Genomic DNA, 25,004 nt, shown 5'->3' with positions numbered 1-25,004 from the left:
GGAGGGATTTTCATGAAAACTGTACTTTCCGGAATCCAGCCGAGCGGTAAACTGACGCTGGGAAACTATATTGGAGCCATGAAAAATTTTGTGAAGCTGCAAAATGATTATGCCTGCAATTTTATGGTCGTGGATTTGCATGCCATTACGGTAGCGCAGGAGCCAAAGGCTCTGAGAGAGCAGTCTGAGGCTGTAGCAGCGTTGTTCATCGCAGCCGGAATCGACCCTGATAAGGCAAATGTATACATGCAGTCCCATGTACCGCCACATGCGGAGCTCGGCTGGATCTTGACGACCCTGACCTCCATGGGTGAACTTGAACGCATGACCCAGTTTAAAGATAAAACCGCAGGAAAGGATTCCGTCGGTGCAGGCTTGTTTGTATATCCATCACTGATGGCAGCAGACATCCTGGTATACAATGCGGATCTCGTACCTGTCGGTGAGGATCAAAAGCAGCATCTTGAGCTTGCCCGCGATCTAGCAGGACGTTTTAACCACCGTTTCGGTGATTATTTTACGATTCCCGAACCGTATATCCCTAAAGTGGGTGCGCGGATTATGTCACTTGATGATGCATCCAAAAAAATGAGCAAGAGCAACCCGAATCCGGGCAGTCATATCACTCTGCTTGATACACCGGATGAGATTCGCAAAAAAATCAGCCGTGCCACGACGGATTCTGGAAAAGAGGTACGCTACGATCCTGCTGAAAAGCCAGAGATCAGCAATCTGATGAGTATTTACTCCGAGTGTTCAGGCATGTCTATGACAGAGATCCAGAATCAATATGAAGGACAAATGTACGGCGGCTTTAAGAAGAACTTGGCTGAAGTGGTTGTCAGCGTACTGGAACCTTTGCAGAAGAGATACTTTGAAATCCGGGAGTCCGGTCAGCTGTACGATATTCTTGCAAAAGGCGCCGATAAAGCGATGGAAACCGCATCACGCACCGTAACGGATGTCAAGGAACGGATGGGCTTCCTGCTCCCCAAAAAGTAAGATTATTCGGGTTCCGGCCCATTTATACGATTTTTCTTGGCCTTGATTACGAAGCCCCAGCCAATATTACCGATGGCGATCACGCCAAGAAGAACTGCAATCCAACCGTTATAGCTCATGGCGATGGCCGCTGCTGCCAGAAGAAGGATGGACGAGCATGCGAACCATAGGGACAATCCTTTACTCATTGTAAAAAACCTCCAGACAAGATATGAATTCTTTTCTGTATAACTCTCAGCGACCGAGCCATACTAAGCTTGCAAGCTTGTTACTAACACACACGCAGAATTGAAGGGAGATCTTAATATGGCTCAATCTCGTTCTAACAATCTGGTAGTACCGCAAGCAAGAACAGCTTTGCAACAAATGAAAATGGAAGCTGCTCAAGAACTGGGTGTTCAAATTCCTGAAGACGGATATTACGGCAATATGACTTCCCGTGAAACTGGTTCTCTTGGAGGATATATTACCAAGCGTCTCGTTCAATTGGCTGAACAATCCATGTCCGGTCGTCAATAATCTAATACATTCGCCAGCCCGGAGCGCAAAGCGCTTCGGGCTTTCTTGCGTAAAAATGAGTCTCTAGGGTGATTCTCTCCTACCAGGCAATTTTCGTCAAGTTTGAATTGGAGGAAAACATAGAAAAGGCTGTTCCGAAATGGAAACAGCCTTCTTATTTAATATGAAGTTTTAGCCTGAATTAATGGACAGCCTTTTGTCCATTTTCTTGGCGCTGAGCCATCCGACATACGTATTAATGGGTTGAAATTGTTTATCCATCACCAGCACGGCTACAAACGGATATTGTTTCCGGTGGCGGTAGCGTACATCCGCCCAGCGAACGACATAGCCCCAGGGCAGATTCTCAACCTCCGCAACGGCGAATGATGTAAAATAGAGAAATGCCTGCACATCCGGATGCTGCTTGGAATGCTCAACAGCGGGGTGCTGCTCGCTGCATGCATGCTTACGCCATTCCAGGTCATTACCGTTCATAACACCAATCTCATAGCTGCCATCGGTCAGAGCTTTGACGACATGCCATTTATGAAAGGATACGGTGGGTATGACATAGTAACGTTCTCCCCCTTGGCGGGTAGGATCGAGTCGCTTGACCTCTGCTGTCTTGAATGAATGGACGACGGTGCGCCAGACATAGTAGATCGCGGTCAGGATATACAGACCCAAAAATAACGGGGCCGGTTTGGCTGCTCCGGTGCTCCATAAGAGAACGGCAGCAGCATGGGTCGTAAAGATAAACGGATCAAAAATGTGAATGATGTTCCAGGATATCCATCGCTCAGAAAATGGCCGTACAGCCTGGGTTCCATACGTATTGAACAAATCGCTGAATACATGGACGCATACGGCGACTCCTGTCCAGAGAATTATGTGTCCTGCTGGCACTGTACTGAACAACAACGCTAGAATACTGCCGATAAGCGCGGTCCAGATGACGAGAAACGGGAGCGAATGCGTGATACCCCGGTGATTCTTTACATACAGGGCATTGCTCTTGAAGCGCAATAGCCCGTCGAAATCAGGGGCCTGAGAACCGATGACCGTACCCAGAAGTACAGCAGTGGCAAGCGTTGGGCTTGCAGCTACCGCTGGATCAACGTAGGCGAGACCGGCCAGACTAAGTCCCATCACAAAATGTGTGGCTGTATCCATTACCATGTCTCCTTCATGTTGTTCTTGTTATTATTGTAACAAATCCGGAAATGCAATTCCTGCTCCTGCGGGCAATTCATGTGAGAATTTTGCAAATTTTGCAGTGCATGTTTTCCTTATTATAGTTACTACCCACTTTTGGATGAATATATAAGGGATTGACCATACTAAAATGTGTCACCGAATTGTCAAAATAGTGAATGATTTTGGAGAGGATTGTCAAACACTTTTAACTTTTGATATGATAAACTTTATAGCGGAGGCATCTTTCCTCCATAATGACAGAATAAGGAGGATTCTTAAGGCGTGGACAATCATTTAAGTTACCAGGCTCCTTCGGATTCCGCAACGCTTTCCATCAAACAAACGCCCCCGGATTCGTCGGCAACATGGAAAGATTTCATAACACTTACGAAACCCGGGATTATCCGTTCTAATTTAATTGCTGTTTTTGCAGGCTATTGGGTCGCGTCTCAATGGGACATTCAGTTTGGCAAAATGATCTTGACGCTGCTGGGAACCGTGCTTGTCATGGCTTCTGCCTGTGTATATAACAATTATTTTGATCGTGAACTCGATACGAAGATGGAGCGCACACGCAACCGTACACTTCCATCCGGACGCTTGAAGCCTTCCATTGTACTTTGGTATGCCTTTATACTCGGTGCACTTGGACTGGCTGACCTGTTTATTTTCTCAGGTGTTCTTGCCGGTATCTTCGGTATGGTCGGGATGTTCGTTTATGCGATTGTGTACACCATGTGGCTCAAACGCTCTTCGACATGGAGTACCTCGGTTGGCGCGATCTCCGGAGCTATGCCACCATTGATCGGTTATGTGGCTGTGACCCATAACGTCGATATGGGAGCCATTCTTTTATTTGCGTGGTTGTTTCTGTGGCAGCCGCCGCATTTCTGGGCGCTGGGCATTCGCCGCGTGGAAGAGTACAGAGCAGCCGGTTACCCGCTTCTGCCTGTTGTGAAAGGAATTAAGCGCACTAAAATTCAGATTATTCCGTATCTGGTGCTGCTGATCCCTATTCCGATTTTGATGTATGTGTTCGGTTATACGGGTATTTACTTTATGATCATCGGAACGCTGCTGTCGCTCTTCTGGCTTTTCCTTGGTATTAAAGGCTTCACCGCAAAAGATGATGATGCATGGGCAAAGAAGCTGTTTATCTTCTCGATTAACTACTTGACCCTAAGCCTTATCGTAATGATCCTTAACACCGTGCATTAAAAATAAATAACGGATAAATCCCATGGATGCATGGGATTTTTTCTAGAGATCAGGTAGAAGTTCGCCAAATAGCTTCTACCTGATCTTACAATTAGGGTTATTCTAATACTGTAATGATGCTCGTAAAATGTGGGAGAGGAAGAGTTATCCAAATGTTGAAACGTTATAAATGGACATGGGTTTTGCTCGCTGTCATTATCATTATGGCAGGTTACCTAATCTATACCAGTTCAGGGATCGGCAAATCCAAGCTGCCAGTAATAGGGCAAGTTGAGGACTTTTCCTTGGAGAATGTAGATGGCAAGACCGTAACGCGTGATGATACGAAGGGGAAAGTTAGGCTCTTTTACTTCTTTTATACCAGCTGTCCGGATGTATGCCCGGTAACGACATTCCTGCTCTCCCAGACGCAAAAGCAGCTCATTAAAGACGGCACTTTTGCCAAGGATGCGGAATTTGTCTCCATCTCCTTCGATCCGAAGGTGGATACACGGGAGAAGATTAAAGAGTTCGCCGATAAATTTTACGTGGATTATAACGGTTGGTATTTCCTGAGAGGCGATGACAAGAAAATCAGGGATATTGCCGAAAAATCATTTAAAATTGGAATTATGGGCGACAACAAAGATAATTTTGCTCATTCGAATGTCATTGCTTTGGTTGATCGTGACAATAATGTCCGTAAGCTGTATAACGCAAATGACACCGACAATGTCACCGCAGAATCGCTTGCCAAGGATGTCGAAGACCTGGCCAAAAAGTAATTATAAAGCTATAACATAGGAAGCGCCGCTTGATTTGCCGTTAAGGCTTACATCAAGGGCGCTTTTTCGTTTGCTTTTCCATCAGGAATAAAAGGGAGGATCGGGATAGAGGATGTATTCTTCCAGTCCCGCCTTTTCAAGCTGGGCAACCAGATATTCGACGGGTGTACCCTCAACCCCGGGATATCCTCGCCGGGTGTATATATGACCCGCATCAGGAAAGGCATCACGGAGCAAGCCGCGGATTCTTTTACCGGAGCTGTCATTATCCATAAATAAATAAACTTCTTCATCTTTGATCTCTTTACGCAGTGACTCCAGCTTGATGGAATTGAGCGTGCCAAAGGTGCATAAAATCCGGATTTCATCTTGAAGCAGCCGGCGGAGCTTGCTGCGGTCATTTTTTCCCTCGACAATAATAAATATGGACATGACGATCTCACCTCGGGTACAGGAGCCGACAAGCTCCTATCGAAATTCCCCGGGAAATGTTGAAAGGACAATGACTTTCGTCCCCGGGTCTCCCTTAGTGTAGCTCTTTTCCGGCAAGCCATGCAAAAAACAAGACGATCTGTCCGGGTGGAGGCAGACCGTCTTTGAAGAATCGTTTAGACTAGCACCAGAAGGCGCGCAGAATAATTACCAGCAATATAAAGAGCACCAGGATAACTCCAACATTATTACATCCTCCCATGACTGGCGAAACTACTGGAGCTACAGGAGCAACTGGCGCTACAGGACCGCAGCCACAGTGACCTATATGACCCATACCTATCACCCCACTCTCTTTTCTGGTCGCATAACACAATGTATCTTATGTGGGTAGAGGTCATAAGTATTGTGCAAAGGCCTAGGGAGGAAGATTTAGGTGTTAACCTATGATGCCGGGGTTTGATTGACATTGGGATGCAGCAGGGAGCCCGGTTTGCGGCTGATTGGGAGCAGCATAAGTCCGGTCATCAGCAGTACAAAGGCAATAAAGTAGGGAGAGACAATGTCACGCAGCTGCCCGGCTGTGATAGGCCCGATAAAGGAACCTATGGACATGGCAATGGACTGCAGCGAGAAGACCCTGCCCAGTTTAATGCCTCCACTCAGCTGAATAAACAATGAGGCCATCGCCGGGAAAATAACGCCCTTCGCCATCCCGAGAATGAATAGCGCTGCAGTCAAAGGGATGGATTGAAGTGCGGCGAGACTATAAAAACATACTGCGAGCAGCAGGATTCCACTGAGCACTCTTTTGTAAGGGGAGTAACGGTTAACAAAAAGCATGCTCAGCGTGAGTAATGCACCGATGCTCATAATGGAAAACAGTATGCCGGTTGATTTGATTCCCTCCACGCCGGTCGAGCGTAATGGCAGCTCAAAGAATAGTATTCCCTGCGAACATGAAATGACAAAAGGCAGAATATATATGCGCCAAGGAACTTGGACTTTTGTTGAAGTAGCGTTAACCGCCGCTTCAGATGCTTCAGCAGCAGATTGAGCCGCTTTGCGGGCAGCTCCGGGCACACTGAATATGGCCATAAGCCCGGTGGCGATCAGCAGCCATCCCAGGCTTTGGAAAGTGGCTGAATATCCGGCTTTGGCAACGATAAATGCACCCGCTGCAGGTGATACGACGGAGGCAAGCGTATGTACAACGCCATGTCCTGACATGAATTTACCCTGGGTCACCTTGTCGGAGGACAGCGAAGCCAGCAGTGTCAGGCAGGCGGGGGAGAGAAAGGCCAGGACAAAACCGCTGATAGAGCGCAGGACGAGCAGCTGCCATGGATAATGTACTTGAGACTGCAGCAGCAGCACGATTCCGGCCGAAACGAGGCTGAAAATAATATAACGGCGGCTGCCATGCCTGTCGATGACGGTTCCGGCGATCAAATTACCCGGCAGATGCGTGAGGGCGTAAATGCCCATCATCCAGCCGATAAAGACAGGCGCAGCCCCAAGTGACACTGCAAAAGGAGTTAAGATGGGATACTGGGCATGAAGATCAAAGAAAGCCAGAAACAAAAACATATACAGCCAAATTGCGGTTTTCACGTGAGCGGCTCCTTTCTGTGCAAAAGACAAGTTATGATCTACATGTACGCTTGTACTTGGGGGATTAGACCCTATTTTTCAATATCGCTATACTTCAGTAGAGTGACAACTACCGCCAGTGCAGGCTGACAGCCTATAAGGTAATCATGTATAATCTAAAAGGCGGACCTCATGCTCGATGGAGAGTCTGATAACAAGCTTTGGCTGATGGGAGTGGTAAGTGAATGAATACGCAGGTTTGGTCCGATTTTTTGCAGCAAAACTGGCTGGTGATCGTTATTGCTCTCATTGTGCTGTTTGTGGTCCTGAATCTAGTAAAAACAATGGTGAAATGGGCTCTGGTCATTATCATCATCGTGGCCGTGGTAGTTTACAGCGGGGTTTCGCTGGAGAAAATTAAGGACGTTGTGAACGATGTGAAGACGGAGGCCGTGGATAACCTCAAAAGTGAAGCGACAAATGTCATGATGAAGGAAGCCAAAGAAGCGAAATATACATCGGATGCGGCCGGGAACTTTACGATTACGACGCCTAATCTGGAGATGAAAGGCCAGAAGGGCAAGGACAAGGTGGATGTGTCACTCCGGGGCGTATCGCTCGGGCAGTGGAAAATCAGTGACACCGTTCAGTCGTTTATCGCTGAATCCAAGAATAACTCAAATGTTACCTCGGGTAAGTAGAGCAGGCTTTTTCCATGCCGCAACCTGGAGGGAGGTCATCTTATGCTGCAATCATGGATGAAGAGTCTGCAGGAATTCAATATCATCTCGATTTTTCTGCTGCTGATTATGCTCGTTTCGCTGTTTCAAGGCTGGCGGCGGGGAGCATCGCGTTCGGCCGGAAGACTTCTCTCCCTGCTTAGGGAGGGAGTTTTTATTGTGGTAGCCCTGGTGCTGTCCGTGCCTTTTACACTATGGATATCACCTAAAGTACAGGAATGGCTGACGCAGTACACAAGCTCAATGCCGAACCGTAACCTGAAAGCCTGGGAACAGATTTATTATACGTTCATGTCTTCCATGGCTGATTTTCCGCTGCTGCGGTTTGCCGTGCTGTTTATACTGAGTTACAGCATGATCCGCCTGCTTATGCGCTGGCTTACGGTACTTGTTTTTGGTGGGAAGGGCGCTCTGTTCGCGCCGGGTACAAGGCAGTCCTCATCGATTTTCAGCCGCATGTCAGGAGCGCTCATCGGCCTCTTGATCGGTGCAGGACGCTGCATTGTTGTCGTGGCGCTGCTGTTTGTGTATGTGTCGCTGTATCCGAGTTCTGCTTTTACCCGTTATGTCGAAGCATCTCCGATTTATCAGGAGGGGGCGCAGCGGGTCATTGAGCCATTATCCGGACATTTGGTGAAGGATAAGCTGCCTGTATTCACGAAGGCCGTGGAAAAAGAACTCAGCGGCATTATGCAGCGCAAATACGAAGTCATCGATCATGCGATTCCGGATGATATTGATGCGGCCGCCGCTGATATCGTCAAAGGAGCGAAGACGGATGAGGAAAAAGCTCGGCTCCTGTATGATTGGGTAGGCTCAAGAGTGCAATACGATTATGGCAAGGTCGATGACTATGAGCAAAAGGGAATCTGGCATGAGCAGGATCCGCAGAATACGTTTGATACGAAAAAAGGGGTCTGCATTGACTATGCCCGTTTGTATGCGGTCATGGCCCGTTCGCAAGGACTGCAGGTTCGGGTGGTTACGGGGCAGGGATACAACGGACAAGGCGGCTACGGCCCGCATGCCTGGAATGAAGTGTACCTAAGTGAGAATAAAAAATGGATTCCGCTGGATCCAACCTGGGCCCAAAGCGGCAACTGGTTCAATCCACCGAATTTTGCGGCGACGCATATTCGGGACGGTGTCCTCACATAGACTTGGGTGTTGAAAAAAAGGAGCTGTACCGCATGCCTTAGCTGGCATGGGTACAGCTCCTTTATTTATTGCACAGCCGTTTGTTTAAGCTGGCAGCTTGATGGTTTGCCCTGGATAGATCAGACTGGCATTTTTAATATGATTCAGGTTTTGCAGGACTCTCCAGGTCGTTCCGTATTTCAGGGAAATGGAGTAAAGGGAGTCCCCCTTTTTCACCACATATATGCTTGCTGCAGGAACGGGTGCCGGTTTTGCCGGCTCAGGCTGCGGCTTCACTACGGGTGCTGTTGGCTTTTCCGGTTCTGGTGCTGGAGCCGGAGTTACCGGCTTGGTTGGCTCAGGTTGTGGAGCTGGAGCTGCAGGCGCTACACCTTCGGTGATGCGCCCTTGAGGCTCAGCTGGCACGTTGCCGCCCTTTTGAATATAAGAGATCAGCGCTTCATCCAGCGCACCGTACATACCGGCTTGCGGATATTTGCTGAACATGGTGTATTCGTCGCCGCCAATAGACATGAAGTCGTTGGTAGCCAGTGTGTATGTTGCTTTCAGGTCAATCGCTTTGTCGCCAACCATGACGGAATGCACGCGGCTTCCCTTTGGCTTGGACTTGTCGATTTTGAAGCTGACCCCGGATACTTGCGGGAAGCCGCCTTTGGAATCAGGATAGTCGGATACACCGTTTTCCAGAGCGGCCACGATATCTTCGCCGGTTACTTTAAGCTGTACGATCTGGTTGCCGAAAGGCAGGACGGTTACGATATCCCCTTTGGTAATGGTACCGGCTTCAATGGAGGCGCGGATACCGCCGCCATTGGTCAAGGCAACATCGGATTTGCTCACATCGCGCATCGCATCGGCTAAGAGATCGCCGAGGTTCGTTTCGCTGGTGCGTGCCTTTTCACGGGAGCCTTCAAGCTTGACCGGTGTTTCGCCGACTTTTTCCTTCAGGATCGGCTCTTGTTCCTTTTGGATGGAAGCCACGAGAGAGGCGACTTTTTCATCAGGCTTGATGTCTGCAGCCTGTTTTTCGTCGACCAGCTTCGCTTCCTTCTTCACGACTTTGCCGCCGTCTACCCACAGATCCACGACGCCGACATATTTGGTGTATTCACCGGCGCTGGCAATCAGCGTGTTGTTGTCGGCATTCAAGCCGTGTTCGAGTACGGTATGGCTGTGGCCGTCGATGAAAACATCAATGCCGGGAACTTCTTTTACTAGCTTCAGGCTGGTATCGATGCTGGACTTGTCCTCGCCCAAATGACCGACAGCAACGATGACGTCCGCTTTCCCTTTCAGCTCATCCACCATTTTCTTGGCTTCGACCGCAGGATCGGCGAACTTGAGGCCTTCCACGTTTTTCGGACTGGTTTTATAAGCGGTTTCCGGTGTGCTGAAGCCAATAATACCGATTTTCACGCCGTCCACTTCTTTAATGGTATAAGGTTTAAAAAGATCAGATCCATCCGATTTTTTTACATTGGAGCTTAGCATAGGGAACTTCAGCATCTGGGACAGCTCGACCAGGCGGTTCCAGCCATAGTTGAATTCATGGTTGCCAGGAACCATGGCATCATAGCCCATTTCATTCATGACCTTAACGATGCTCTCACCGCGGACCAGCGTGGCAAATGGCGTACCGTGAAGGGCATCACCCGCATCCAGCGTGAGCGTATCCGGATTTTGACTGCGGTATTGATTGAATATCCCCGTAACCTTCGCAAAACCCATTTCTGGTGAAGAAGCGACTGCGCGCGCATGCATGTCATTCGTGTGCAGGATGGTAATATGCTTGCCGCTTGGAGCAGCTGGAGCCGTTCCACCTGAGGTTCCTTCCGCCGCCGCGGCTGTTCCGATCGAACCGACCAATAGCCCGGTGCTCAGCAGAATAGAAGTGAACCATTTACTTTTGACCATGTAACTTCATGACCTCCCTATAGTAAATAGATAATATTTCCTTCTATTATATTTTAATAGACTATTGGAAAGGTGTAATAAGACTAACGAATCATTTATTATCCTGTGGTTGAAAAAAAGTATGCATTTCCTGCGGGATACCATTACGCCTGCAGTAATCCTGCACAGTCTCTTCCTGTTGAAAAGCTGTTCCCGCCGTCAACAGGAGAATGGCGAAACGGTTGGCCTGCCGTTCGAGCTTGCCAGGTGAAAAATAGGAGTGCTCTTCCAGAAAAAAACGGTTGATGCCCTTATGCAGCCTGTCGTGTCCGAGCTCATGCGCACATACGAATCGCTGCCATTCGGGAGAAAGCTGGTTGTGTATCACAATAAACCGTCTTCGTAGCTTGCGGTAGTACAGCCCCTTGGTTGATGTGCCAAGATCAGTGTAGCGGATATGTATGCCAAGCGCGCTTGCAAGCTCAAAGGGACAGCTGGTTTTGTGTTTGCGGGTTAACTTTCGAATGATGTCATCCACAGTGTTCACCTGCTTTGTCGGTTGTAGTCGAAAGTCGGGAGCTTGGGGTGAGCTATTTTCCATCCGGAGTTCCGTTATGGTTTTTCTTCCTCTTATTCATCTGCTTGGCCTCCCAAAACAATCCGGTCAGTACATCCTTGATCCGCTGCTTATCCTCCTGATCGAGTGGAATCCCGTCAAACATCAGCTCGCCGTCTTCTTCCAGCATTTTTTTGAAATCCCGCTTGTCCTTGTAGGTGGCCCATGCAGGTGATTGTTCAGCCATGCTCATGCCGTCTGCCTCTTCCAGATAGCCCGCTGCACTCATAAGCTCTCCATAAGAAGCATCCAACGCATCGGCCAGTTTGCGGATGGTAGTGGCTTTGGGAATGCCGCGCACACCGTTCTCCATTCTGGATATTTGCGAATTGCTGATGCCGGCCGCTTCTGCCAATTGATTGATCGTTAAACCTTGCTGCTCCCGCAGCTGCTTCATCATCATTCCAAATTCGTTCTCCACAATATGCCCACTCCTTCGATATAAAGCCTGCACTTTCTTCGTACTATACCCTTGTATTGCCAAAAGGTAAAGAAAAGATGTGTATTTTATACCAAAAGGCATAAAAGAGGAGATAATCTTGTCTTTATCGTCTGAAAAGGTTCAAATTTGCTGTTTTACGATATTAACCAAAAAGTGGTATGTTATCATCATTATACGAACAAAAATACGAACATACCAGAGTAAATTTAATTATTTAATTAGAAGGAGTGCATACCTATGGAAAAGGGACTACCGGAACTGGACCGCCGCAAAACGCAAACCGCCGTCGAGGCTTTGCTTGAAAAATACCGTATTTACAAGACCATTACCTTTGAGGCAAGAGAGGCAAGCATGACGGCTTCTTACACGGAACGCTTTCATGGGCCGACGAACGTGACCTCGGATCAGACCGCTCAGATTGCCGTTCATAATGTGGACGTGCCTGCGACAAGAAGAGCGTACTGTGAGATGATTGAGTCGATTGTGGAGCGGCTTAGTGAACGGGAACAGCTGGTCATCCGCGAACGTTATCTGAAGCAGGACGATGTATTCGATTACAAGGTCTACAACTATATTCTGGATCCGCCCGTCAGCAAGGACACGTATACGAAGGTCCGGACCAAGGCCTTTTATAAAATGGCGCTGGCATTGGCGGACAGAGGACTGTTGATGCTGGGGGAGCTGCAGAAGAGGAAGCCGGGATGAGAAGCTGCATGTTCGATGACCATCATGATATGGAGAGAGAAAACGCTGAGAGCAGCCGGGGGCCTGAGAAGGTCGCCGGTTTTTTTATTTCAAGAAAGGTAACGTCGACGACTTTGAATACGAACATCGCAATAAAATAAACATTAAAATACGAACATACATTCGTACTATTTTCATCCGCCGATGCTCTTTAATCCGTCCGTTTCACCGTCAGCGCATCCCATTCAGGGGTGTAAGATTATAGCATCGGAAATGAACACAAGAGGACAAGCCGAAGACAAAAACAGTCAAATGCGAGCCGGCCATAAGGGCCGGTTTTTATATGCGGTGATTGCCTTTCGAACGCATTTCCGGTGCATATGACGACGGGAAGGAGGAGCCGTATTGAGAAAGAGAGCAGACTTTAGTAGTGCAGAAATGGGATTTGGGGCCAAGGGGATAAAGGTTCGGCTGCCTGCAGCATGAGAGCGGCGGTCAAGCAAGCGATAATCGGCATCGTTCCGATACTGAAGGACCGGCTGTACGATGTGCAGCTTCCGGTCGAAGGGGGTGAGGAACCCTATGGTGTGATCGCCTTCGGCGAAGAAATATGGAAATCATCCTGGGCGGGATACCGGCAGGTGATCCGTATCAAGCTGTACGCGGGTGATGCCGGTTTGGATCAGGCGGATAACTGGGCAGCTGAGCTAATCAGTGGTCTGCATCACAAGCGTGTGAAGAATGCTGATGATTCTGCTTTTACGCTGCATTACCTGGGGGCTAGGGAAGCTGAAAGGCTGGATCCTACCACCGGAAAGGCATGCCGTACGCTGCGCTTTGGTGTGTATAACCCGGAGGCAGGTGCAGGCGATGCTGAGGCTGGGCCAGACGAGTGGCTGCAAGCATTAACCGATTGGACTTTCAGCCTGATGGGTAAGCCATGGTCGGTATATCATACGGCATGGCCATCCGGCCCGGATGAATACGCGGTGTTGTGGCGGATGACTGGATGCGAGACGAAGATGGCGGGAGCTTCCTTGTATGAAGTTCGCAAACATTACAGCGGGCATATTACCGCACCGGATGCAGCTACTGAGCAGCTGACGGCCGTGTCCTTGATTGAAGGATTAGGTTCGAAGGTGCAGCTGCCCATTAGTGCTGATCAACGAAGGTACATGTCGGTGGCGGAAGTGTCGGCCGATTTGCAGGCGGATTCCTTTCTGGACGGCCAGCTGCGGTTGACGCTGGTGCAGCGGCAGATGCGTCCAGCAGAAGAAGCGGCGCTGATCCGCAGAGTCGAAATTCATCCCATTTTGAAGTGAGGTGGCCTACATGGCTGTGAAGAAAACGATTAAAAACGAAATGGAAGGAAGCATTGCTCCCCGCTATAAGCTCACGGAGCTGATTGCCCATTGCAAGGATCTGTTTGATGTCAAACAGGAAGTGATGGCGGGCGCTTTTTATGGGACGGAAGGCGAGCAGTTCACTGTATCCGAGACCAAGGAAAAAATCGAACAATTCATGAAAGCGAAGGTGGATTAATTATGGCAGGCGGAACATGGGAAAACACGAATAAACCGGTATTGCCGGGACTGTATATGAATTTCAAAGCAGCGGCAGCATCCGCAATTCAAGGTGGCTTGCGCGGTACGGTGGTTGTGCCGGTCAAAGCCAATTGGGGTCCTGTACGCGAGTTTGTGGAGATCAGCAGCGAGACGGCGATTGCACAAGTTTTTTCAAAAGATACCCTTGATGGAGCAACTGCGTATCCGACGCTCTATCTCGCCCTTCTTGGCGGACCGAAGAAGCTGTTGGCGTACCGCTTGGCGGATGACACTACTGCCGCGGCAAGCATTACACTTCAAAATGCGGATGCTTCTCCTGCAGAAGTCCTGCAGCTTCAGGCCAAATATCCGGGCAGCCGCGGCAACGGCTTTGCCGTCACGGTACAGCCATCGCTCGGAGAACCGGATGGGCGTGAGCTTCGACTATACGAAGGCGCTAAACTGCTCGGCACCTACAAGGGAACAGACGGCACGGCGGCTTCCATCGCGGAGCAAATCAATCAGGACAGCAGCAATGTGTGGATTACGGCCAAGGTGCTTGGACAAGGCGGCATTCCGGCCGATGTCAGCGGTGCTGTGCTTTCGGGTGGTGTAAGCGGCAGCGGAAAGCTGACCAATGCCGATTATATCGCCATGCAGGAAGCAGCGGAAGGTCAGGAATTTGATGTGCTGGCACTGGATTATGCCGCTGATATGGCGCTTTTGCAAAGCTTCGCGGCTTGGGTTAAACGACTTCGCCGTGAAGGAAGAGGCGTGATGGCCGTCTTCGGTGGATCGACTTCCGATGATGTATCCAAGGATGCGGTGAAGCTGGCATCAGCCCGCTCGCTGGCCTTGAATCATGAAGGCATCATCAACGTCGGAACAGGCGTGCGTCTTGCCGGAACAGATTACAGCTCTGCACAGGCAGCTGCTTATGTGGCCGGTCTGATTGCGGGTCAGCGCTTGAATCAATCGGCGACGTATGCGGTAACGCCATTTGACGATGTGACTCGCCGCTGGACCCGCTCTGAACAGGAAGAAGCGGTGAAAAACGGCGTATTCCTGCTCTTTTTCGATGGCCGTCAAGTCAAGGCGCTGCGTGGTATCAACAGCTTGGTCAGCCCTGCGGAAGGCCAGAACAATGCTTGGAAGAAAATCCGCACCATCCGTGTCATGGATGCGATCAATGCCGATCTGCAGCATGCTGCGGAACAGACGTATATTGGCAAGGTGAATAACACCGAGGAAGGTCGCCTGGCGTTGATTGGCGCAGTGAAGGAATATTTGGCTCAGCTGTGGCTCAGTGGTGTCATCGAATCAAACGGCTATGACGTGATTCTTGACCCTGCCTACTATGGTGACAGTGCAGTGAATAAGCCGGAACCGGATCAGGTTTTTCTGCAGTGGAATGTGAAGTTGGCCGACGTGATGGAGCAGCTGTTCGGAACCTTTTATGTGCAGTAATACTCAGCAGCTTAATCATTCATCTATTTAATATCTTTCAAATTATAAGGAGGAACTAACAATGTTGGATGCTTCAAGAGTGATTTTGGGGACATATGGCCAGGCCTATATCGATGGGGTGTGGCAGACGCATATTAACAAGCTGGAGGCCAGCGTGGAATTGGAAAAGAGAGAGCTGAATCTGGTCGGCAACGACTGGAAGGTGCACAAAAACGGCATTAAAAAAGGCACCGGGACGATGAGCGGCTACAAAGTGACCTCCGATATGATTCAGCGAGGCTTCACCAAATTCGATATCATTTCCAAGCTGGATGACCCGGAATCATTTGGCCATGAACGCGTGCGCCTCATTCGCTGCATGCCGGACAAAATCCAGCTCGCCAACTGGACAGCCGGTGAAGAGGTGCAGGAGGAGACCACGTTTACCTTTGAGGGCTATGAGCTGGTAGATCCGATTGTCGGAGACTAAGCATTGTTAAATTTCATCATAAAGGAGAATGAAGTATGAGCTTGCATGAACATATGACAGAGGAACAAATATTGGACAGCCTGTTTGAGGCCGCCGAAAAGCTGCCGGAGGAGACCGTCCGCATCAAGCGCCTGGATATGCAGATCGTGCTGCATGGACTGACTTCCAGTAAAGTGGACAGCATCCGCGAACGCTGCATGATCCGCCGGACGGTAAAGGGTTCGGTAGATGAGAAGGTGGACAGCGAGACGTTTAATGCGCTGCTCATTGCGGAAGCGACCGGCAAGCTTGAAGTGAAAGGCTTGTCTTTGAGCGGCTGGGGTGACCCGCGCATTACGAGCCGCATGAAGCTGTCCGGCGGGGAGCAGGCGGTGCGCCGCATGCTGCTTGCGGGAGAACTGGATGCCGTTGGAGACAAGGTGCTGGAGCTATCCGGTTTTGGCGTTGAGATCGAAGACTTAAAAAACTAATCAACTCCGGGGGAATGACGACGATGCTGTATCATCTGTGGGTGCGGCATCACCTTCGTCCCGGAGATTTTTGGAGGCTGCCACGGGGTGAACGTCTGCTGCTGCTGGCTTTTACAGAGGACGAGCTGGACCGCATGGCGGCCAAAAATTAATGAATAGAAGGAGGTGAACACAAATGGCTGAAACGTTGAATTACCGCATGAACCTTGTCATCGACCCGAAAAACGTCATCAAGGCCAACCGGGAGCTGCGCGCCATGGAGCGCTACTTCGAGCGTATTCAGGGGCGTGTGATGCGAATCGGAAGAACCCGCATGGCACCTGAAATTGTACTGAAGGATCGGGCTTCGAAAGGGCTAGATGGAATTCTCGGTAAGATCAATCGGGTGAAATCGCAGATTATTAATGCTTCGGGGACGGTGAGAGTGGAAGCGGCAGCGGGGAAGGATCTACAAGATTTGTTATCGGCACTTGGAAATATCAAAATCGAGGTCGCAGGTGCATCTGAAAAACCAAAAACCTTCTGGGATAAACTGAAAGACGGCTTTACCGCCACGAAATCCATAGGTGGTGGTATTAAGAGCTTAACCGATATCCCCGGAAAGGCAAAAGCAGTGGGCGACGCCAGAAAAGGAATAAAGCCCGAAGATAAAAAGGATGGAAATGCTAAGAAAGATGAACCAGCAGATGAGTCCAAACCTATTACAAAAACGAGGAAACAGAGAATTCAGGAGGGAAGGCTGCATAGAGGTAAGAGAGCCCTGAACACGGCGAATGCCTTGGGAGACCTGATATCAACTGTCGGCTCTGCTGGAGTCGATCTGATTGGTGGAGCTCAGGGATTCGGTAAACTAGGAAAAGACCTATTTAAAGGCGGTAGCGGAATAGCATCCAAGGCAGCTTCTTTTGTAAGTTCAGCTGTTAGTGAAGTCGGTAATAGTGGTGTGGGGAGCATAGCAGGCAAACTCCTTAAAAGTGGATCGAAAAAGCTTCTCGGTCCATTAGGATTTGCAGCCGATGCGATGTCTATTGCTTCAGCCAAGCCGGGTAAGGAACGGGCTCAAGCGATCGGTTCTGCTGCTGGAAGCACCATAGGTTCTGTATTAGGCGGAGCCGTAGGAACTTTAATACCCATCCCTGTCGTAGGCACCGCAATCGGTTCTGTGATCGGGGGAGCCGTAGGGGATTTTGTTGGTGGGAAAGTAGGGGGCATGGTTGCAGATTATGCTCCTAAGATCAAAGAAACATTTTCATCAGTGAAGGGTTGGTTCTCGAAAACTTTCTCTGGTAAAAAGGACAAACCCTCAGCAGATATATCCCAAAAACCTGCTGCCATGATCGGTCCATCTATGCCAAGTAAACCGCAAGCATTTATTGGGCCGCCAGTACCTACGGGACCGTTAGTACCCAATGCTGCCTATTTAGCCGGAACATATGCTGCACCGGGTCCACGCCTACAATCAGCAACAGCCCCAAGCTCCGTATCAGCGGGTGGCAAGGCAATATCGCAGCTGGTGCAGATCAGTTCGGAGCAGATGACTGCATTTTCCGGACTCTTTAAGGATTTTAAAGCTGAAGTTACAAATCAATATAACCTTCCTCCAGGAGCGTTACAAGTCACTGTTCACGAGGAACACCCAATTGACATTGAGGGCTTGATCCAACAAATCGGTCAGCGGCTCAGAGCCGAATTTCAAAAGGCAACACAAAATCAAAAGCCTGCGGCAAGGGCTTACGCCCTCTAAGCATATACCGTAAGCTTAGTGAATGATTCGGCTGTGGATGGCCTACTTGAAAGGAGGAAGGTAGATAGATGGAATTTATTCTAATCAACGGCAAGGGGGAGAAGTTCACTTTTCCGGTAAACCCGGAAGAGGTATCGATCTCGCGGCAGAAGGGCTTCGATACGACAACGATCCTATCGTATGGGGAATTCGATTTCCCTCAGGGAGATAAAGTGAAGGAAATTTCCTTCGCTTCTTTTTTTCCTAAAGAGTTCGATGAATCTTTCTGCCAGGGAAGCGAGCAGGATCTACCGGACCCGCAAATTGCGATGAACACACTGAATGAATTTTTATCATTAAAAGCACCTCTGCGATTTATCATCACGGAGACGGCCGTGAATGTTCCCGTATTTGTATCCTCTCATCAGTCGACTTTTCGCGGCGGCGAACTGGGAGATGTTTATTTTGACATTACGCTTCGGACCTGGAGGGAAATGAAGGTAGCCAAAACGGCGGCCAGCAGTACTGGCCAATCTGCGACAGCGGTTAATAAGAAACCACGTGTGGATATGAAGCAAAAGAACAAGAGCTATATAGTCAAATCGGGTGATTCGCTATCCAAAATAGCCAAGCTGGAGCTCGGGAACAGCTCAGATTGGCAGAAAATATATCAATTGAACAAAAAGATAATCGGCAGCAATCCAAGTGCTATTAAACCCGGGCAGAAGCTGGTGCTACCATGAGCTATAAAGTGATTTTGCAGGATAAATATGATCTGTCTCCCTTGGTTGAGGCGATCAATCTCCGCGATTCACTCGAACAGGTTGCTTATCAAGGTACGGTTAACCTGATTGTAACGCCGGATATGCCGGTGATAAGTCCAGGCATGGCTATCCGGATCAGCGGGGTTCCTTACGGGAAAAAGGACTATGTTCCTCTGCTTAACCCGGCCGTCGTCTGGGAGGTCGAAAGCTCAAATAACGGAAACAAGCGGATGACGCTGACGGTATATGACCGGACGATTTATCTGGATAAATCCGAGGATGAATATTTGTTTCCGGCCAAACAGACGGCGACGCAGCGCTTTAAAAAGTATGCATCCGATTGGAACTTGAAAATCGCCAAATTGCCGGATACAGGCAAAGATCTGGGGCGTTCGGTTTACCGGACACAGTCCATCTATGCAAGCATGTTTGCTGATCTGAGAGAAACCGCAAAGGCTGGCGGAAAGCTCTATCATCCCCGTATGATCTCGTCCGGGCTGGAATTGTATGAGCTTGGAACGAACAAAGAAATATATATTCTCGAACATGTAACGGATACGACGCAATCCCGCACGCTGGAAGGAGCCGCAACCAAAGTGAAGGTGCTGGCAACGACCGCCAACGAGAGCGGGCAAGAGGTTCCAGCCAAAGTGATGGCGATCGCGGAAAAGGACATCGATAAGTACGGGCAGCTGCAGGCGATTATCCAGGATGATGAAGTAAAGTCGAATGCAGCTGCAAAAGAACTGGCGAATAGCAAGCTGCGCGGGATTTCGCAGACCATATCCCTGAATGCCCCGGATATAAATACGGTACGGGCGGGAGATGCCGTTATGCTGGGCGGGATGAAGCTGCTGGTGATTTCGGTCAGCCGGGAATTGGGAGAGCCGGGAGGCATGTCGCTCGAGCTTGGTACCTATGATGACGTGAAAAGGAGGTTTTACCTTGAATAAAGATCCTTACGGACAACTGGCATCCGCACTTTACTCTTCTGTCGGTAAGCATGCAAGACAGGCATTCGGAGGCACGGGTGCTGTACTGGGTACGGTCACGGGGACTGGCCTCAAGCTGGATGATTTCAAGCATGAGCTTCCGGATTATATGGTTGCAGAGCTGCCGGGATTGTTTACGGCACCCCGATATATGGTGACAGGGACGACCGTTCAGGCCGAGCAGCCGAATTGGGACAATAAGCAGATGAACACCTCTTTTTATTTTGAAAAGAACGAAGTGAAAGATGTTAGTCTCAGACTTGCCTTACAGCCGGGTGACCGGGTACTTGCCGTTCGGGTAAACAGAGGCAACGACGTGGTCGTTGTAAGTAAGGTGGTGAACGGACATGGCTAATCTATTTCCTGAGACGGTGGATATGGTGTGGACGGACGTAACAGAACCAGAAGCACTCGAGAAGAACGGGGCAATTTTCGGGCGAAGCTGGCGCTTTGATTTTGAGGCTGGCGAATTTGTCATGTCGCCGACACGCAAAATGACGGTGGGCGGTGATAAGGACGCTTGGGTCATTTGGTGCGAAAAAGCCATCCGTACGCCGCGGTACCGCTATGTGATTTACTCCCGGGATTACGGCAGCGAACTGGAGGGTCTGATCGGCAGCAGCAGCCGGGCGCTTCAGGAAAGCGAAGTTCGGCGCATGGTTACCGAAACGCTGCTGTCCGATGCAAGGACACAGAGCGTGGATCAGTTTGCCTTTGACTGGGAAGGAGAAGCATGCCGCTTCAGCTGCCGCATTACGAACGTCCATGATGAAATGGAAACAATCGAAAGCGTGGTGATCTAATGGCAGACTTGCCGCAATATTTGCAGGAACAAACGGAAGAAGAAATATTAAACCGTATGCTGGATAAGGTGCCTTCGGATATCGATAAATCTGAAGGCTCTTTTATTTGGGATGCACAGGCTCCGGTCGCGTTTATGCTGTCTGAGGCGGCGATTTGGGCGCAGGAGCTGCTGAGACGTGGGTTTGCCAGCACGGCGGCCAGCGATACCGACTATTTCCGCTCGGCTGAACTGGATTTGCGGACAGCGGAGCATGGCATAACAAGGCGTGAAGCGGTAGCTTCATCAGGGCGTGTAGTATTTACAGGAAAACCAGGAACGAAGGTGCCTTTAGGAACTTTTGTTGCTACCCCGGCGGATGACGTATCTGGTGAGCTCGCGGTGGAATTCGTCACAACGAAAGCGGTTGTTTTGGACGAGAACGGTGCAGCATCGACAGCCATACGGGCAGTTACGCCCGGGAAAAACAGCAACGTACCCGCAGGCGTGATACAGTTGATGTTTTCGTCAGTAAGCGGTATTACATCTGTTACAAATCCCGAACCGACAAGAAGCGGGGCGGATACTGAGACGGACCAGTCGCTGTTGGAGCGTTTCTACGCGAAGGTTCGCAGCCAAGGGACAAGCGGAAACAAGGCACAGTATATGCAGTGGGCGAATGAAATCGCCGGTGTTGGCGGCGTTGAAGTAGTCTCTTTATGGAAGGGGCCCGGCACGGTTGCACTGTACCTTTTGGATACAGACAAGCGTGCGGCAAGCGCAGAAATTGTGGAAGCCGTGCAGCAGCATATCGATCCGACCCGGGACGGGCAGGGCGAAGGGCTGGCCCCGGCAGGCCCCGTGGTGACCGCGATGCCTGCGGAGGAGGTTGCGATCGATATCACCGTCAAAGTCCAGCGTACACAGGAGAAGCCGTCAACGCTGGAAGAAATCCAGAAACTCATCGGAGACGGGATTCAAGCCTATTTGCAGCAAATTGCCTTTAACCGGAAAGATCCCTTGGTGCGCTATACGCGGATTGCCGCCGTACTCCTCGACATTCCGATCATCGTGGATTATTCAGATCTGACCATTAACGGGAACACAGCTCAGCAGAATATTGAAATCGGGTCTGGCGAGGTGGCGGTACTGGGGACGGTGAGCGTAAGTGAATAAAAGTGAATGGAGCAGCTTGCGGGGACGCGAGCTGTTTTCTTATCTGCCAGCGTACTACGAGAACTCACGAGTGATGCAATCGGACATGGATGCCAAGGGCAGGGAGATGGATCTGCTGTATCAGGCACTGGAAGCGGCAGCCGCACAATTTTACGTACGCACAGCAACCTGGGGTCTGAGTCGTTGGGAGGTTGAGCTTGGTATTCCCACCGACTCGGCTAAGCCTTTAGAGCAAAGGCGTGCTGTGGTGGAATCCAAGCTGCGCGGTGCGGGCCAGTTCTCCGGGGCTCTCGTCAAAAACGTGGCCGAAGCCTATGACGGTGGAAAGGTGGAGGTATCTTTTCAGCCTGAGGGATGGGGCTTTACAGTCAAGTTTATCGATACCGTCGGCATTCCGCCGAATCTCGAGGATTTGAAAGCGGCTTTGGAAGAAATCAAACCAGCCCACTTGGCGGTGAAGTATGCCTTTAACTATCTGTTGATCCGCGACCTTCATGGGGTGGTCACGCTGGATCAACTGCAACAAATACCATTAAACAAATTTGCAGGAGGTGCTTGAGCATGGCGAGCAATACACCGAATCTGGGGCTGTTGAAGAAAGACCCGGCAACAGATGGGAACGATACTTTTAATGTTAAGACGATGCTGAATGAAAACTGGGATAAGATTGACGAGGCTGTAGGGAATATTAAGGTTAATGTACCAGATGCGAGTACTACTCAGAAGGGAATTGTGCAGCTGTCGAATGCGACGAACAGTGAATTGGAATCAACGGCTGCTACATCAAAAGCAATTAAAAATATTACAGATGAGATGAATAAAAGGTTACCAATGAGTGGAGGGAATATAACTAATAACCTAACTATTCAATCTAACCAGGTTATCCACTCTGGTAACATATTATCTTATATCCCAACTGTTGATACAGGAGACCAAGTAGGAAGAATGTTTTATGTGGATGGATCGGCAGGGATAGATACACCTGGGCGCGGATCTGAGAATACACCCTGTAGAACAATAAGTTTCTGTTTATCGCAAATAAAAAAGCATCTTATTGGAAATGTAACTATAGCTATTAGGGCAGGAATTTACTCAGAGAGCATGATTGATATCAGTGGATTTGATGGTCCATATAAATTAGAATTTCGTCCATGGTATCCAAATACTAATTTATCAGTAGATATTACAGGGTATATTAAAATATTAGGTTGTACAGTATGGAATATTTCGTTTTACGGATTGAAGTTTGCGCAATGTATAGATTCAAGAGATTATTCTTCATCAAGAGTAAATATTACGAGTTGTCAATTTTATTCAACATTCCAATATGGCATTATTTTTACTGGCCAAGGACTGGATGTATCATTTACCAACTTTGTTAATAAACCTGTTTGTATTAGCATGATGTCTGGGTTTTTGGTGTTTTCTTCAAATAATACAGGTTCCAATAATACCACAGGGATTTCGGCAGAAAATGGAGCGATTGTAACCATCAGGGGTACAATTGATATTGGAGCTATCACAACATTTAAGGCAACTGGAGGAGCGCAGATTTTTAATACACCATATGGAGTAATAAGAACTAGTTAAAAGGAGAGGCTTACACAATGTTTGCTTATATATATAAACGTGAAAACCGTATTATAATTGATCGCATTCTGGATGTTATTAGTGTTAGTGATGATCAGATTAATGGCCAGGATATATGTGTTTCTGGCATAGATACGACAAAAGCAGGCATACTAGTTTCAGAAAAATTACTAGAAATTGGGGGCGAAATTCCTAGAGATTTAAATGATTACAAAGCGGATTTCGCCAACAAATCCACAGAAGAAGAGGTTGTTTCTCTTAGAAACAGATTGGCAGAGCTTGAATTAGTGTTGGTGGATTTTTTAAAAAGGTAGGGAAATTACTTATTACTTGACACACAATAAGATATCCTTTTTCATTTTGGGAAAAAATCAATAAAACCAAAACAACCATGCTCTCGGATATTCCGAATACATGGTTGTTTTTTTCGAAAATATAAAATTTGAAAGGAGGACTACCCATGGATGAACGACTTTCTATCCTAGTCAAAATGTTCTCCACAGCTTTTGGTGCGGTAACTGGATATTTCTTTGGCGGCTGGAGTTTGCTGATGCATCTTCTGTTGATCCTGGTTGCCGTCGATTGGTTTACGGGGTGGATCGCAGCCTGGAGCAGCGGCGAGCTTATGAGCCGCAGAGGATTTTATGGTATTGCTAGAAAAGTTGCTATATTCCTTATGGTTACCGTAGCCCATTTTATAGACCTGGTGCTTGGAAACCTCAAGTACTTTCAGAATGCCGTGATCTTCTTCTATTTAGCAAATGAACTGCTAAGTATCATTGAGAATGCTGGACGCATGGGGCTTCCTATACCTAAAGTATTTCAGCGAGCCATTGAAATTTTAAACTCCAAATCCCAAGAGGAGGAAAACACTCACCATGAACAAAACTAACTTCATCTCCACCATCGCTCCCTGCGCCGTCTCCGATATGCAGCGAACCGGAATTCCCGCGTCTCTCACGATCGCCCAAGCGATTCTCGAATCAAACTGGGGGACAAGCAGACTAACGAAGCAGGCTAACAATCTGTTCGGCATCAAGGGTAAGGGACCGGCGGGAAGCGTGGACATGCCAACGACGGAGTATGTGAAGGGCAAGCCGGTCAAGGTGACCGCCTCCTTCCGAAAATACCTTTCCTGGACGGAATCGATCGCTGATCATTCTGAGCTGCTACTAAAAGGCACCCGCGATAATCCGACCCGCTATCATGGCGTGCTTCACGCAGATTACAAAACAGCTGCCAGAGAGGTCTGGAAGGGCGGCTACGCCACCGACCCACAATATCCTGCCAAACTGATCGCCATAATGGAGACATACAATCTGACAAAGTACGATACCACGAGCAAAGATAAAGGAGATGGTAATTCGATGCAGGTTGCCGAGCTTCAGCAGCAGCTTCAAGTCATGCAGAAAAGGGTAGATGAATTAGAAGGGCAGCTGTCCCGTTTAACAGTTAAAGACCAAATGCAAACACCGGCATGGGCTGAATCCGCGGTGCAATCCGCAACCAGCGCCGGTTTAATCGATACGCCTGTCCAAGGAAGCTACGACTTCTTCCGGATGCTGGCGGTTTTGCAGCGTCTGAAACTGCTGTAGGTTTCGCAGCATCTGAACGGGACAGGAGGGAATTGATGTTTTCATGCTACGGCTAACGGGGGCTCCATACTAGGAACATCACAGAGACAACAAGGAGCCCCGTTTTGTTTACTGCAAAAGGCAATCCGGTCTGTAGAGGATTGAATTAGTGGCGTGTAAATTGGCTATACATTGCAAATTGTGTTTAACAAAA

31 protein-coding genes are annotated in these 25,004 nt (G+C 48.9%); 24 read left to right on the top strand and 7 right to left on the bottom strand.

The window, feature by feature from the left end:
• Positions 1-12 precede the first annotated feature (12 nt).
• On the top strand, positions 13-1,002 hold the full coding sequence (gene trpS, locus KJS65_RS23745; RefSeq protein WP_213652300.1) for a tryptophan--tRNA ligase: 990 nt from the start codon (positions 13-15) through the stop codon (positions 1,000-1,002).
• A gap of 2 nt (positions 1,003-1,004) precedes the next feature.
• Here trpS and KJS65_RS23740 read toward each other — a convergent pair whose 3' ends face one another.
• Complete coding sequence (locus KJS65_RS23740; protein WP_213652299.1) at positions 1,005-1,190, bottom strand: hypothetical protein; 186 nt, start codon at positions 1,188-1,190, stop codon at positions 1,005-1,007.
• A gap of 118 nt (positions 1,191-1,308) precedes the next feature.
• On the opposite strand from KJS65_RS23740, the gene KJS65_RS23735 reads away from it, so the two are divergent.
• On the top strand, positions 1,309-1,521 hold the full coding sequence (locus KJS65_RS23735; protein ID WP_213652298.1) for an alpha/beta-type small acid-soluble spore protein: 213 nt from the start codon (positions 1,309-1,311) through the stop codon (positions 1,519-1,521).
• A 171-nt stretch (positions 1,522-1,692) separates the two neighbouring features.
• Here KJS65_RS23735 and KJS65_RS23730 read toward each other — a convergent pair whose 3' ends face one another.
• Entirely contained in the window at positions 1,693-2,676 is a 984-nt protein-coding gene (locus KJS65_RS23730) for a metal-dependent hydrolase (RefSeq protein WP_213652297.1), read from the bottom strand.
• Between the two features lie 306 nt (positions 2,677-2,982).
• Here KJS65_RS23730 and cyoE point away from each other — a divergent pair, with 306 nt between their 5' ends.
• On the top strand, positions 2,983-3,918 hold the full coding sequence (gene cyoE / locus KJS65_RS23725; protein ID WP_213652296.1) for a heme o synthase: 936 nt from the start codon (positions 2,983-2,985) through the stop codon (positions 3,916-3,918).
• Positions 3,919-4,070: 152 nt separating this feature from the next.
• Positions 4,071-4,682, top strand: a complete 612-nt coding sequence (locus KJS65_RS23720) for an SCO family protein (RefSeq protein WP_306432990.1) — start codon at positions 4,071-4,073, stop codon at positions 4,680-4,682.
• An 81-nt stretch (positions 4,683-4,763) separates the two neighbouring features.
• Here KJS65_RS23720 and KJS65_RS23715 read toward each other — a convergent pair whose 3' ends face one another.
• Positions 4,764-5,114 (bottom strand): toprim domain-containing protein, encoded by a 351-nt coding sequence (locus tag KJS65_RS23715; protein ID WP_213652295.1) that lies wholly within the window; start codon positions 5,112-5,114, stop codon positions 4,764-4,766.
• Positions 5,115-5,558: 444 nt separating this feature from the next.
• On the bottom strand, positions 5,559-6,728 hold the full coding sequence (locus tag KJS65_RS23710) for an MFS transporter (protein WP_213652294.1): 1,170 nt from the start codon (positions 6,726-6,728) through the stop codon (positions 5,559-5,561).
• Between the two features lie 224 nt (positions 6,729-6,952).
• Here KJS65_RS23710 and KJS65_RS23705 point away from each other — a divergent pair, with 224 nt between their 5' ends.
• Positions 6,953-7,408: a hypothetical protein gene (locus KJS65_RS23705; protein WP_213652293.1), complete on the top strand. Its 456-nt coding sequence runs from the start codon at positions 6,953-6,955 to the stop codon at positions 7,406-7,408.
• A gap of 42 nt (positions 7,409-7,450) precedes the next feature.
• Positions 7,451-8,605, top strand: a complete 1,155-nt coding sequence (locus KJS65_RS23700) for a transglutaminase domain-containing protein (RefSeq protein WP_213652292.1) — start codon at positions 7,451-7,453, stop codon at positions 8,603-8,605.
• A gap of 84 nt (positions 8,606-8,689) precedes the next feature.
• Here the strand turns inward: KJS65_RS23700 and KJS65_RS23695 are convergent, their stop codons facing one another.
• The 3 genes from KJS65_RS23695 to KJS65_RS23685 form a co-directional block, all read right to left on the bottom strand.
• On the bottom strand, positions 8,690-10,519 hold the full coding sequence (locus KJS65_RS23695; RefSeq protein ID WP_213652291.1) for a 5'-nucleotidase C-terminal domain-containing protein: 1,830 nt from the start codon (positions 10,517-10,519) through the stop codon (positions 8,690-8,692).
• 91 nt (positions 10,520-10,610) lie between these two features.
• Positions 10,611-11,036, bottom strand: coding sequence for an ImmA/IrrE family metallo-endopeptidase (locus tag KJS65_RS23690; RefSeq protein WP_213652290.1), 426 nt, complete (start codon positions 11,034-11,036; stop codon positions 10,611-10,613).
• A 52-nt stretch (positions 11,037-11,088) separates the two neighbouring features.
• Positions 11,089-11,538: a helix-turn-helix domain-containing protein gene (locus KJS65_RS23685; RefSeq protein WP_374706215.1), complete on the bottom strand. Its 450-nt coding sequence runs from the start codon at positions 11,536-11,538 to the stop codon at positions 11,089-11,091.
• 255 nt (positions 11,539-11,793) lie between these two features.
• Between KJS65_RS23685 and KJS65_RS23680 the strand changes: the two genes are divergently transcribed.
• The 18 genes from KJS65_RS23680 to KJS65_RS23600 all read left to right on the top strand — a co-directional run bounded on the left by KJS65_RS23680 (position 11,794) and on the right by KJS65_RS23600 (position 24,811).
• A complete protein-coding gene (locus tag KJS65_RS23680; RefSeq protein WP_213652289.1) occupies positions 11,794-12,261 on the top strand; it encodes an ArpU family phage packaging/lysis transcriptional regulator in 468 nt (155 codons plus the stop codon).
• Between the two features lie 461 nt (positions 12,262-12,722).
• Positions 12,723-13,562 (top strand): hypothetical protein, encoded by an 840-nt coding sequence (locus KJS65_RS23675; RefSeq protein ID WP_213652288.1) that lies wholly within the window; start codon positions 12,723-12,725, stop codon positions 13,560-13,562.
• Positions 13,563-13,572: 10 nt separating this feature from the next.
• On the top strand, positions 13,573-13,782 hold the full coding sequence (locus KJS65_RS23670; protein ID WP_213652287.1) for a YqzN/YkzM domain-containing protein: 210 nt from the start codon (positions 13,573-13,575) through the stop codon (positions 13,780-13,782).
• Positions 13,783-13,784: 2 nt separating this feature from the next.
• Positions 13,785-15,251, top strand: coding sequence for a phage tail sheath family protein (locus KJS65_RS23665; RefSeq protein WP_213652286.1), 1,467 nt, complete (start codon positions 13,785-13,787; stop codon positions 15,249-15,251).
• Positions 15,252-15,312: 61 nt separating this feature from the next.
• The gene (locus KJS65_RS23660) at positions 15,313-15,720 is read left to right on the top strand and encodes a phage tail tube protein (RefSeq protein ID WP_136603665.1); all 408 of its coding nucleotides are present in this window, start codon (positions 15,313-15,315) and stop codon (positions 15,718-15,720) included.
• 35 nt (positions 15,721-15,755) lie between these two features.
• Positions 15,756-16,190, top strand: coding sequence for a phage tail assembly chaperone (locus tag KJS65_RS23655; protein WP_136603666.1), 435 nt, complete (start codon positions 15,756-15,758; stop codon positions 16,188-16,190).
• Between the two features lie 23 nt (positions 16,191-16,213).
• Entirely contained in the window at positions 16,214-16,342 is a 129-nt protein-coding gene (locus tag KJS65_RS30125; RefSeq protein ID WP_280531354.1) for a hypothetical protein, read from the top strand.
• 23 nt (positions 16,343-16,365) lie between these two features.
• Positions 16,366-17,934, top strand: a complete 1,569-nt coding sequence (locus tag KJS65_RS23650; RefSeq protein WP_213652285.1) for a tape measure protein — start codon at positions 16,366-16,368, stop codon at positions 17,932-17,934.
• 68 nt (positions 17,935-18,002) lie between these two features.
• Positions 18,003-18,656, top strand: coding sequence for a LysM peptidoglycan-binding domain-containing protein (locus KJS65_RS23645; RefSeq protein WP_213652284.1), 654 nt, complete (start codon positions 18,003-18,005; stop codon positions 18,654-18,656).
• Positions 18,653-19,630, top strand: a complete 978-nt coding sequence (locus KJS65_RS23640; RefSeq protein ID WP_213652283.1) for an XkdQ/YqbQ family protein — start codon at positions 18,653-18,655, stop codon at positions 19,628-19,630. Before KJS65_RS23645 ends, KJS65_RS23640 begins: the two co-directional genes overlap by 4 nt.
• Positions 19,623-20,024 carry a hypothetical protein gene (locus tag KJS65_RS23635; protein WP_213652282.1) on the top strand — a complete coding sequence of 134 codons (402 nt, stop codon included), beginning with the start codon at positions 19,623-19,625 and terminating at the stop codon, positions 20,022-20,024. The genes KJS65_RS23640 and KJS65_RS23635 overlap by 8 nt, the downstream gene beginning before the upstream one ends.
• Complete coding sequence (locus KJS65_RS23630) at positions 20,017-20,472, top strand: DUF2634 domain-containing protein (protein ID WP_213652281.1); 456 nt, start codon at positions 20,017-20,019, stop codon at positions 20,470-20,472. Before KJS65_RS23635 ends, KJS65_RS23630 begins: the two co-directional genes overlap by 8 nt.
• Positions 20,472-21,626 (top strand): baseplate J/gp47 family protein, encoded by a 1,155-nt coding sequence (locus tag KJS65_RS23625; RefSeq protein ID WP_213652280.1) that lies wholly within the window; start codon positions 20,472-20,474, stop codon positions 21,624-21,626. The genes KJS65_RS23630 and KJS65_RS23625 overlap by 1 nt, the downstream gene beginning before the upstream one ends.
• A complete protein-coding gene (locus tag KJS65_RS23620; protein WP_244864760.1) occupies positions 21,619-22,185 on the top strand; it encodes a YmfQ family protein in 567 nt (188 codons plus the stop codon). The genes KJS65_RS23625 and KJS65_RS23620 overlap by 8 nt, the downstream gene beginning before the upstream one ends.
• Positions 22,186-22,187: 2 nt before the next feature.
• Positions 22,188-23,216, top strand: coding sequence for a phage tail protein (locus KJS65_RS23615; protein WP_213652279.1), 1,029 nt, complete (start codon positions 22,188-22,190; stop codon positions 23,214-23,216).
• Positions 23,217-23,233: 17 nt separating this feature from the next.
• On the top strand, positions 23,234-23,530 hold the full coding sequence (locus KJS65_RS23610) for a hypothetical protein (protein ID WP_213652278.1): 297 nt from the start codon (positions 23,234-23,236) through the stop codon (positions 23,528-23,530).
• A 146-nt stretch (positions 23,531-23,676) separates the two neighbouring features.
• Positions 23,677-24,108: a phage holin family protein gene (locus KJS65_RS23605; RefSeq protein WP_213652277.1), complete on the top strand. Its 432-nt coding sequence runs from the start codon at positions 23,677-23,679 to the stop codon at positions 24,106-24,108.
• On the top strand, positions 24,095-24,811 hold the full coding sequence (locus KJS65_RS23600; RefSeq protein WP_213652276.1) for a glycoside hydrolase family 73 protein: 717 nt from the start codon (positions 24,095-24,097) through the stop codon (positions 24,809-24,811). Before KJS65_RS23605 ends, KJS65_RS23600 begins: the two co-directional genes overlap by 14 nt.
• The last annotated feature ends 193 nt before the right edge of the window (positions 24,812-25,004 follow it).

Origin of the sequence: Paenibacillus sp. J23TS9 (assembly GCF_018403225.1) — a bacterium.
Taxonomy (GTDB): domain Bacteria; phylum Bacillota; class Bacilli; order Paenibacillales; family Paenibacillaceae; genus Paenibacillus_AQ.
Note: the sequence above shows the minus strand (reverse complement) of the source record. Positions and strands in the feature narration are given on the sequence as shown.

Bases quoted from the DNA above. Each gene is read 5' to 3' on its own strand.
- trpS (WP_213652300.1), top strand. From the start codon at position 13: ATGAAAACTGTACTTTCCGGAATCCAGCCGAGCGGTAAACTGACGCTG.
- KJS65_RS23740 (WP_213652299.1), bottom strand. From the start codon at position 1,190: ATGAGTAAAGGATTGTCCCTATGGTTCGCATGCTCGTCCATCCTTCTT.
- KJS65_RS23735 (WP_213652298.1), top strand. From the start codon at position 1,309: ATGGCTCAATCTCGTTCTAACAATCTGGTAGTACCGCAAGCAAGAACA.
- KJS65_RS23730 (WP_213652297.1), bottom strand. From the start codon at position 2,676: ATGGATACAGCCACACATTTTGTGATGGGACTTAGTCTGGCCGGTCTC.
- KJS65_RS23720 (WP_306432990.1), top strand. From the start codon at position 4,071: ATGTTGAAACGTTATAAATGGACATGGGTTTTGCTCGCTGTCATTATC.
- KJS65_RS23715 (WP_213652295.1), bottom strand. From the start codon at position 5,114: ATGTCCATATTTATTATTGTCGAGGGAAAAAATGACCGCAGCAAGCTC.
- KJS65_RS23705 (WP_213652293.1), top strand. From the start codon at position 6,953: ATGAATACGCAGGTTTGGTCCGATTTTTTGCAGCAAAACTGGCTGGTG.
- KJS65_RS23700 (WP_213652292.1), top strand. From the start codon at position 7,451: ATGCTGCAATCATGGATGAAGAGTCTGCAGGAATTCAATATCATCTCG.
- KJS65_RS23695 (WP_213652291.1), bottom strand. From the start codon at position 10,519: ATGGTCAAAAGTAAATGGTTCACTTCTATTCTGCTGAGCACCGGGCTA.
- KJS65_RS23680 (WP_213652289.1), top strand. From the start codon at position 11,794: ATGGAAAAGGGACTACCGGAACTGGACCGCCGCAAAACGCAAACCGCC.
- KJS65_RS23675 (WP_213652288.1), top strand. From the start codon at position 12,723: ATGAGAGCGGCGGTCAAGCAAGCGATAATCGGCATCGTTCCGATACTG.
- KJS65_RS23670 (WP_213652287.1), top strand. From the start codon at position 13,573: ATGGCTGTGAAGAAAACGATTAAAAACGAAATGGAAGGAAGCATTGCT.
- KJS65_RS23665 (WP_213652286.1), top strand. From the start codon at position 13,785: ATGGCAGGCGGAACATGGGAAAACACGAATAAACCGGTATTGCCGGGA.
- KJS65_RS23660 (WP_136603665.1), top strand. From the start codon at position 15,313: ATGTTGGATGCTTCAAGAGTGATTTTGGGGACATATGGCCAGGCCTAT.
- KJS65_RS23655 (WP_136603666.1), top strand. From the start codon at position 15,756: ATGAGCTTGCATGAACATATGACAGAGGAACAAATATTGGACAGCCTG.
- KJS65_RS30125 (WP_280531354.1), top strand. From the start codon at position 16,214: ATGCTGTATCATCTGTGGGTGCGGCATCACCTTCGTCCCGGAGATTTT.
- KJS65_RS23650 (WP_213652285.1), top strand. From the start codon at position 16,366: ATGGCTGAAACGTTGAATTACCGCATGAACCTTGTCATCGACCCGAAA.
- KJS65_RS23645 (WP_213652284.1), top strand. From the start codon at position 18,003: ATGGAATTTATTCTAATCAACGGCAAGGGGGAGAAGTTCACTTTTCCG.
- KJS65_RS23640 (WP_213652283.1), top strand. From the start codon at position 18,653: ATGAGCTATAAAGTGATTTTGCAGGATAAATATGATCTGTCTCCCTTG.
- KJS65_RS23630 (WP_213652281.1), top strand. From the start codon at position 20,017: ATGGCTAATCTATTTCCTGAGACGGTGGATATGGTGTGGACGGACGTA.
- KJS65_RS23625 (WP_213652280.1), top strand. From the start codon at position 20,472: ATGGCAGACTTGCCGCAATATTTGCAGGAACAAACGGAAGAAGAAATA.
- KJS65_RS23615 (WP_213652279.1), top strand. From the start codon at position 22,188: ATGGCGAGCAATACACCGAATCTGGGGCTGTTGAAGAAAGACCCGGCA.
- KJS65_RS23610 (WP_213652278.1), top strand. From the start codon at position 23,234: ATGTTTGCTTATATATATAAACGTGAAAACCGTATTATAATTGATCGC.
- KJS65_RS23605 (WP_213652277.1), top strand. From the start codon at position 23,677: ATGGATGAACGACTTTCTATCCTAGTCAAAATGTTCTCCACAGCTTTT.
- KJS65_RS23600 (WP_213652276.1), top strand. From the start codon at position 24,095: ATGAACAAAACTAACTTCATCTCCACCATCGCTCCCTGCGCCGTCTCC.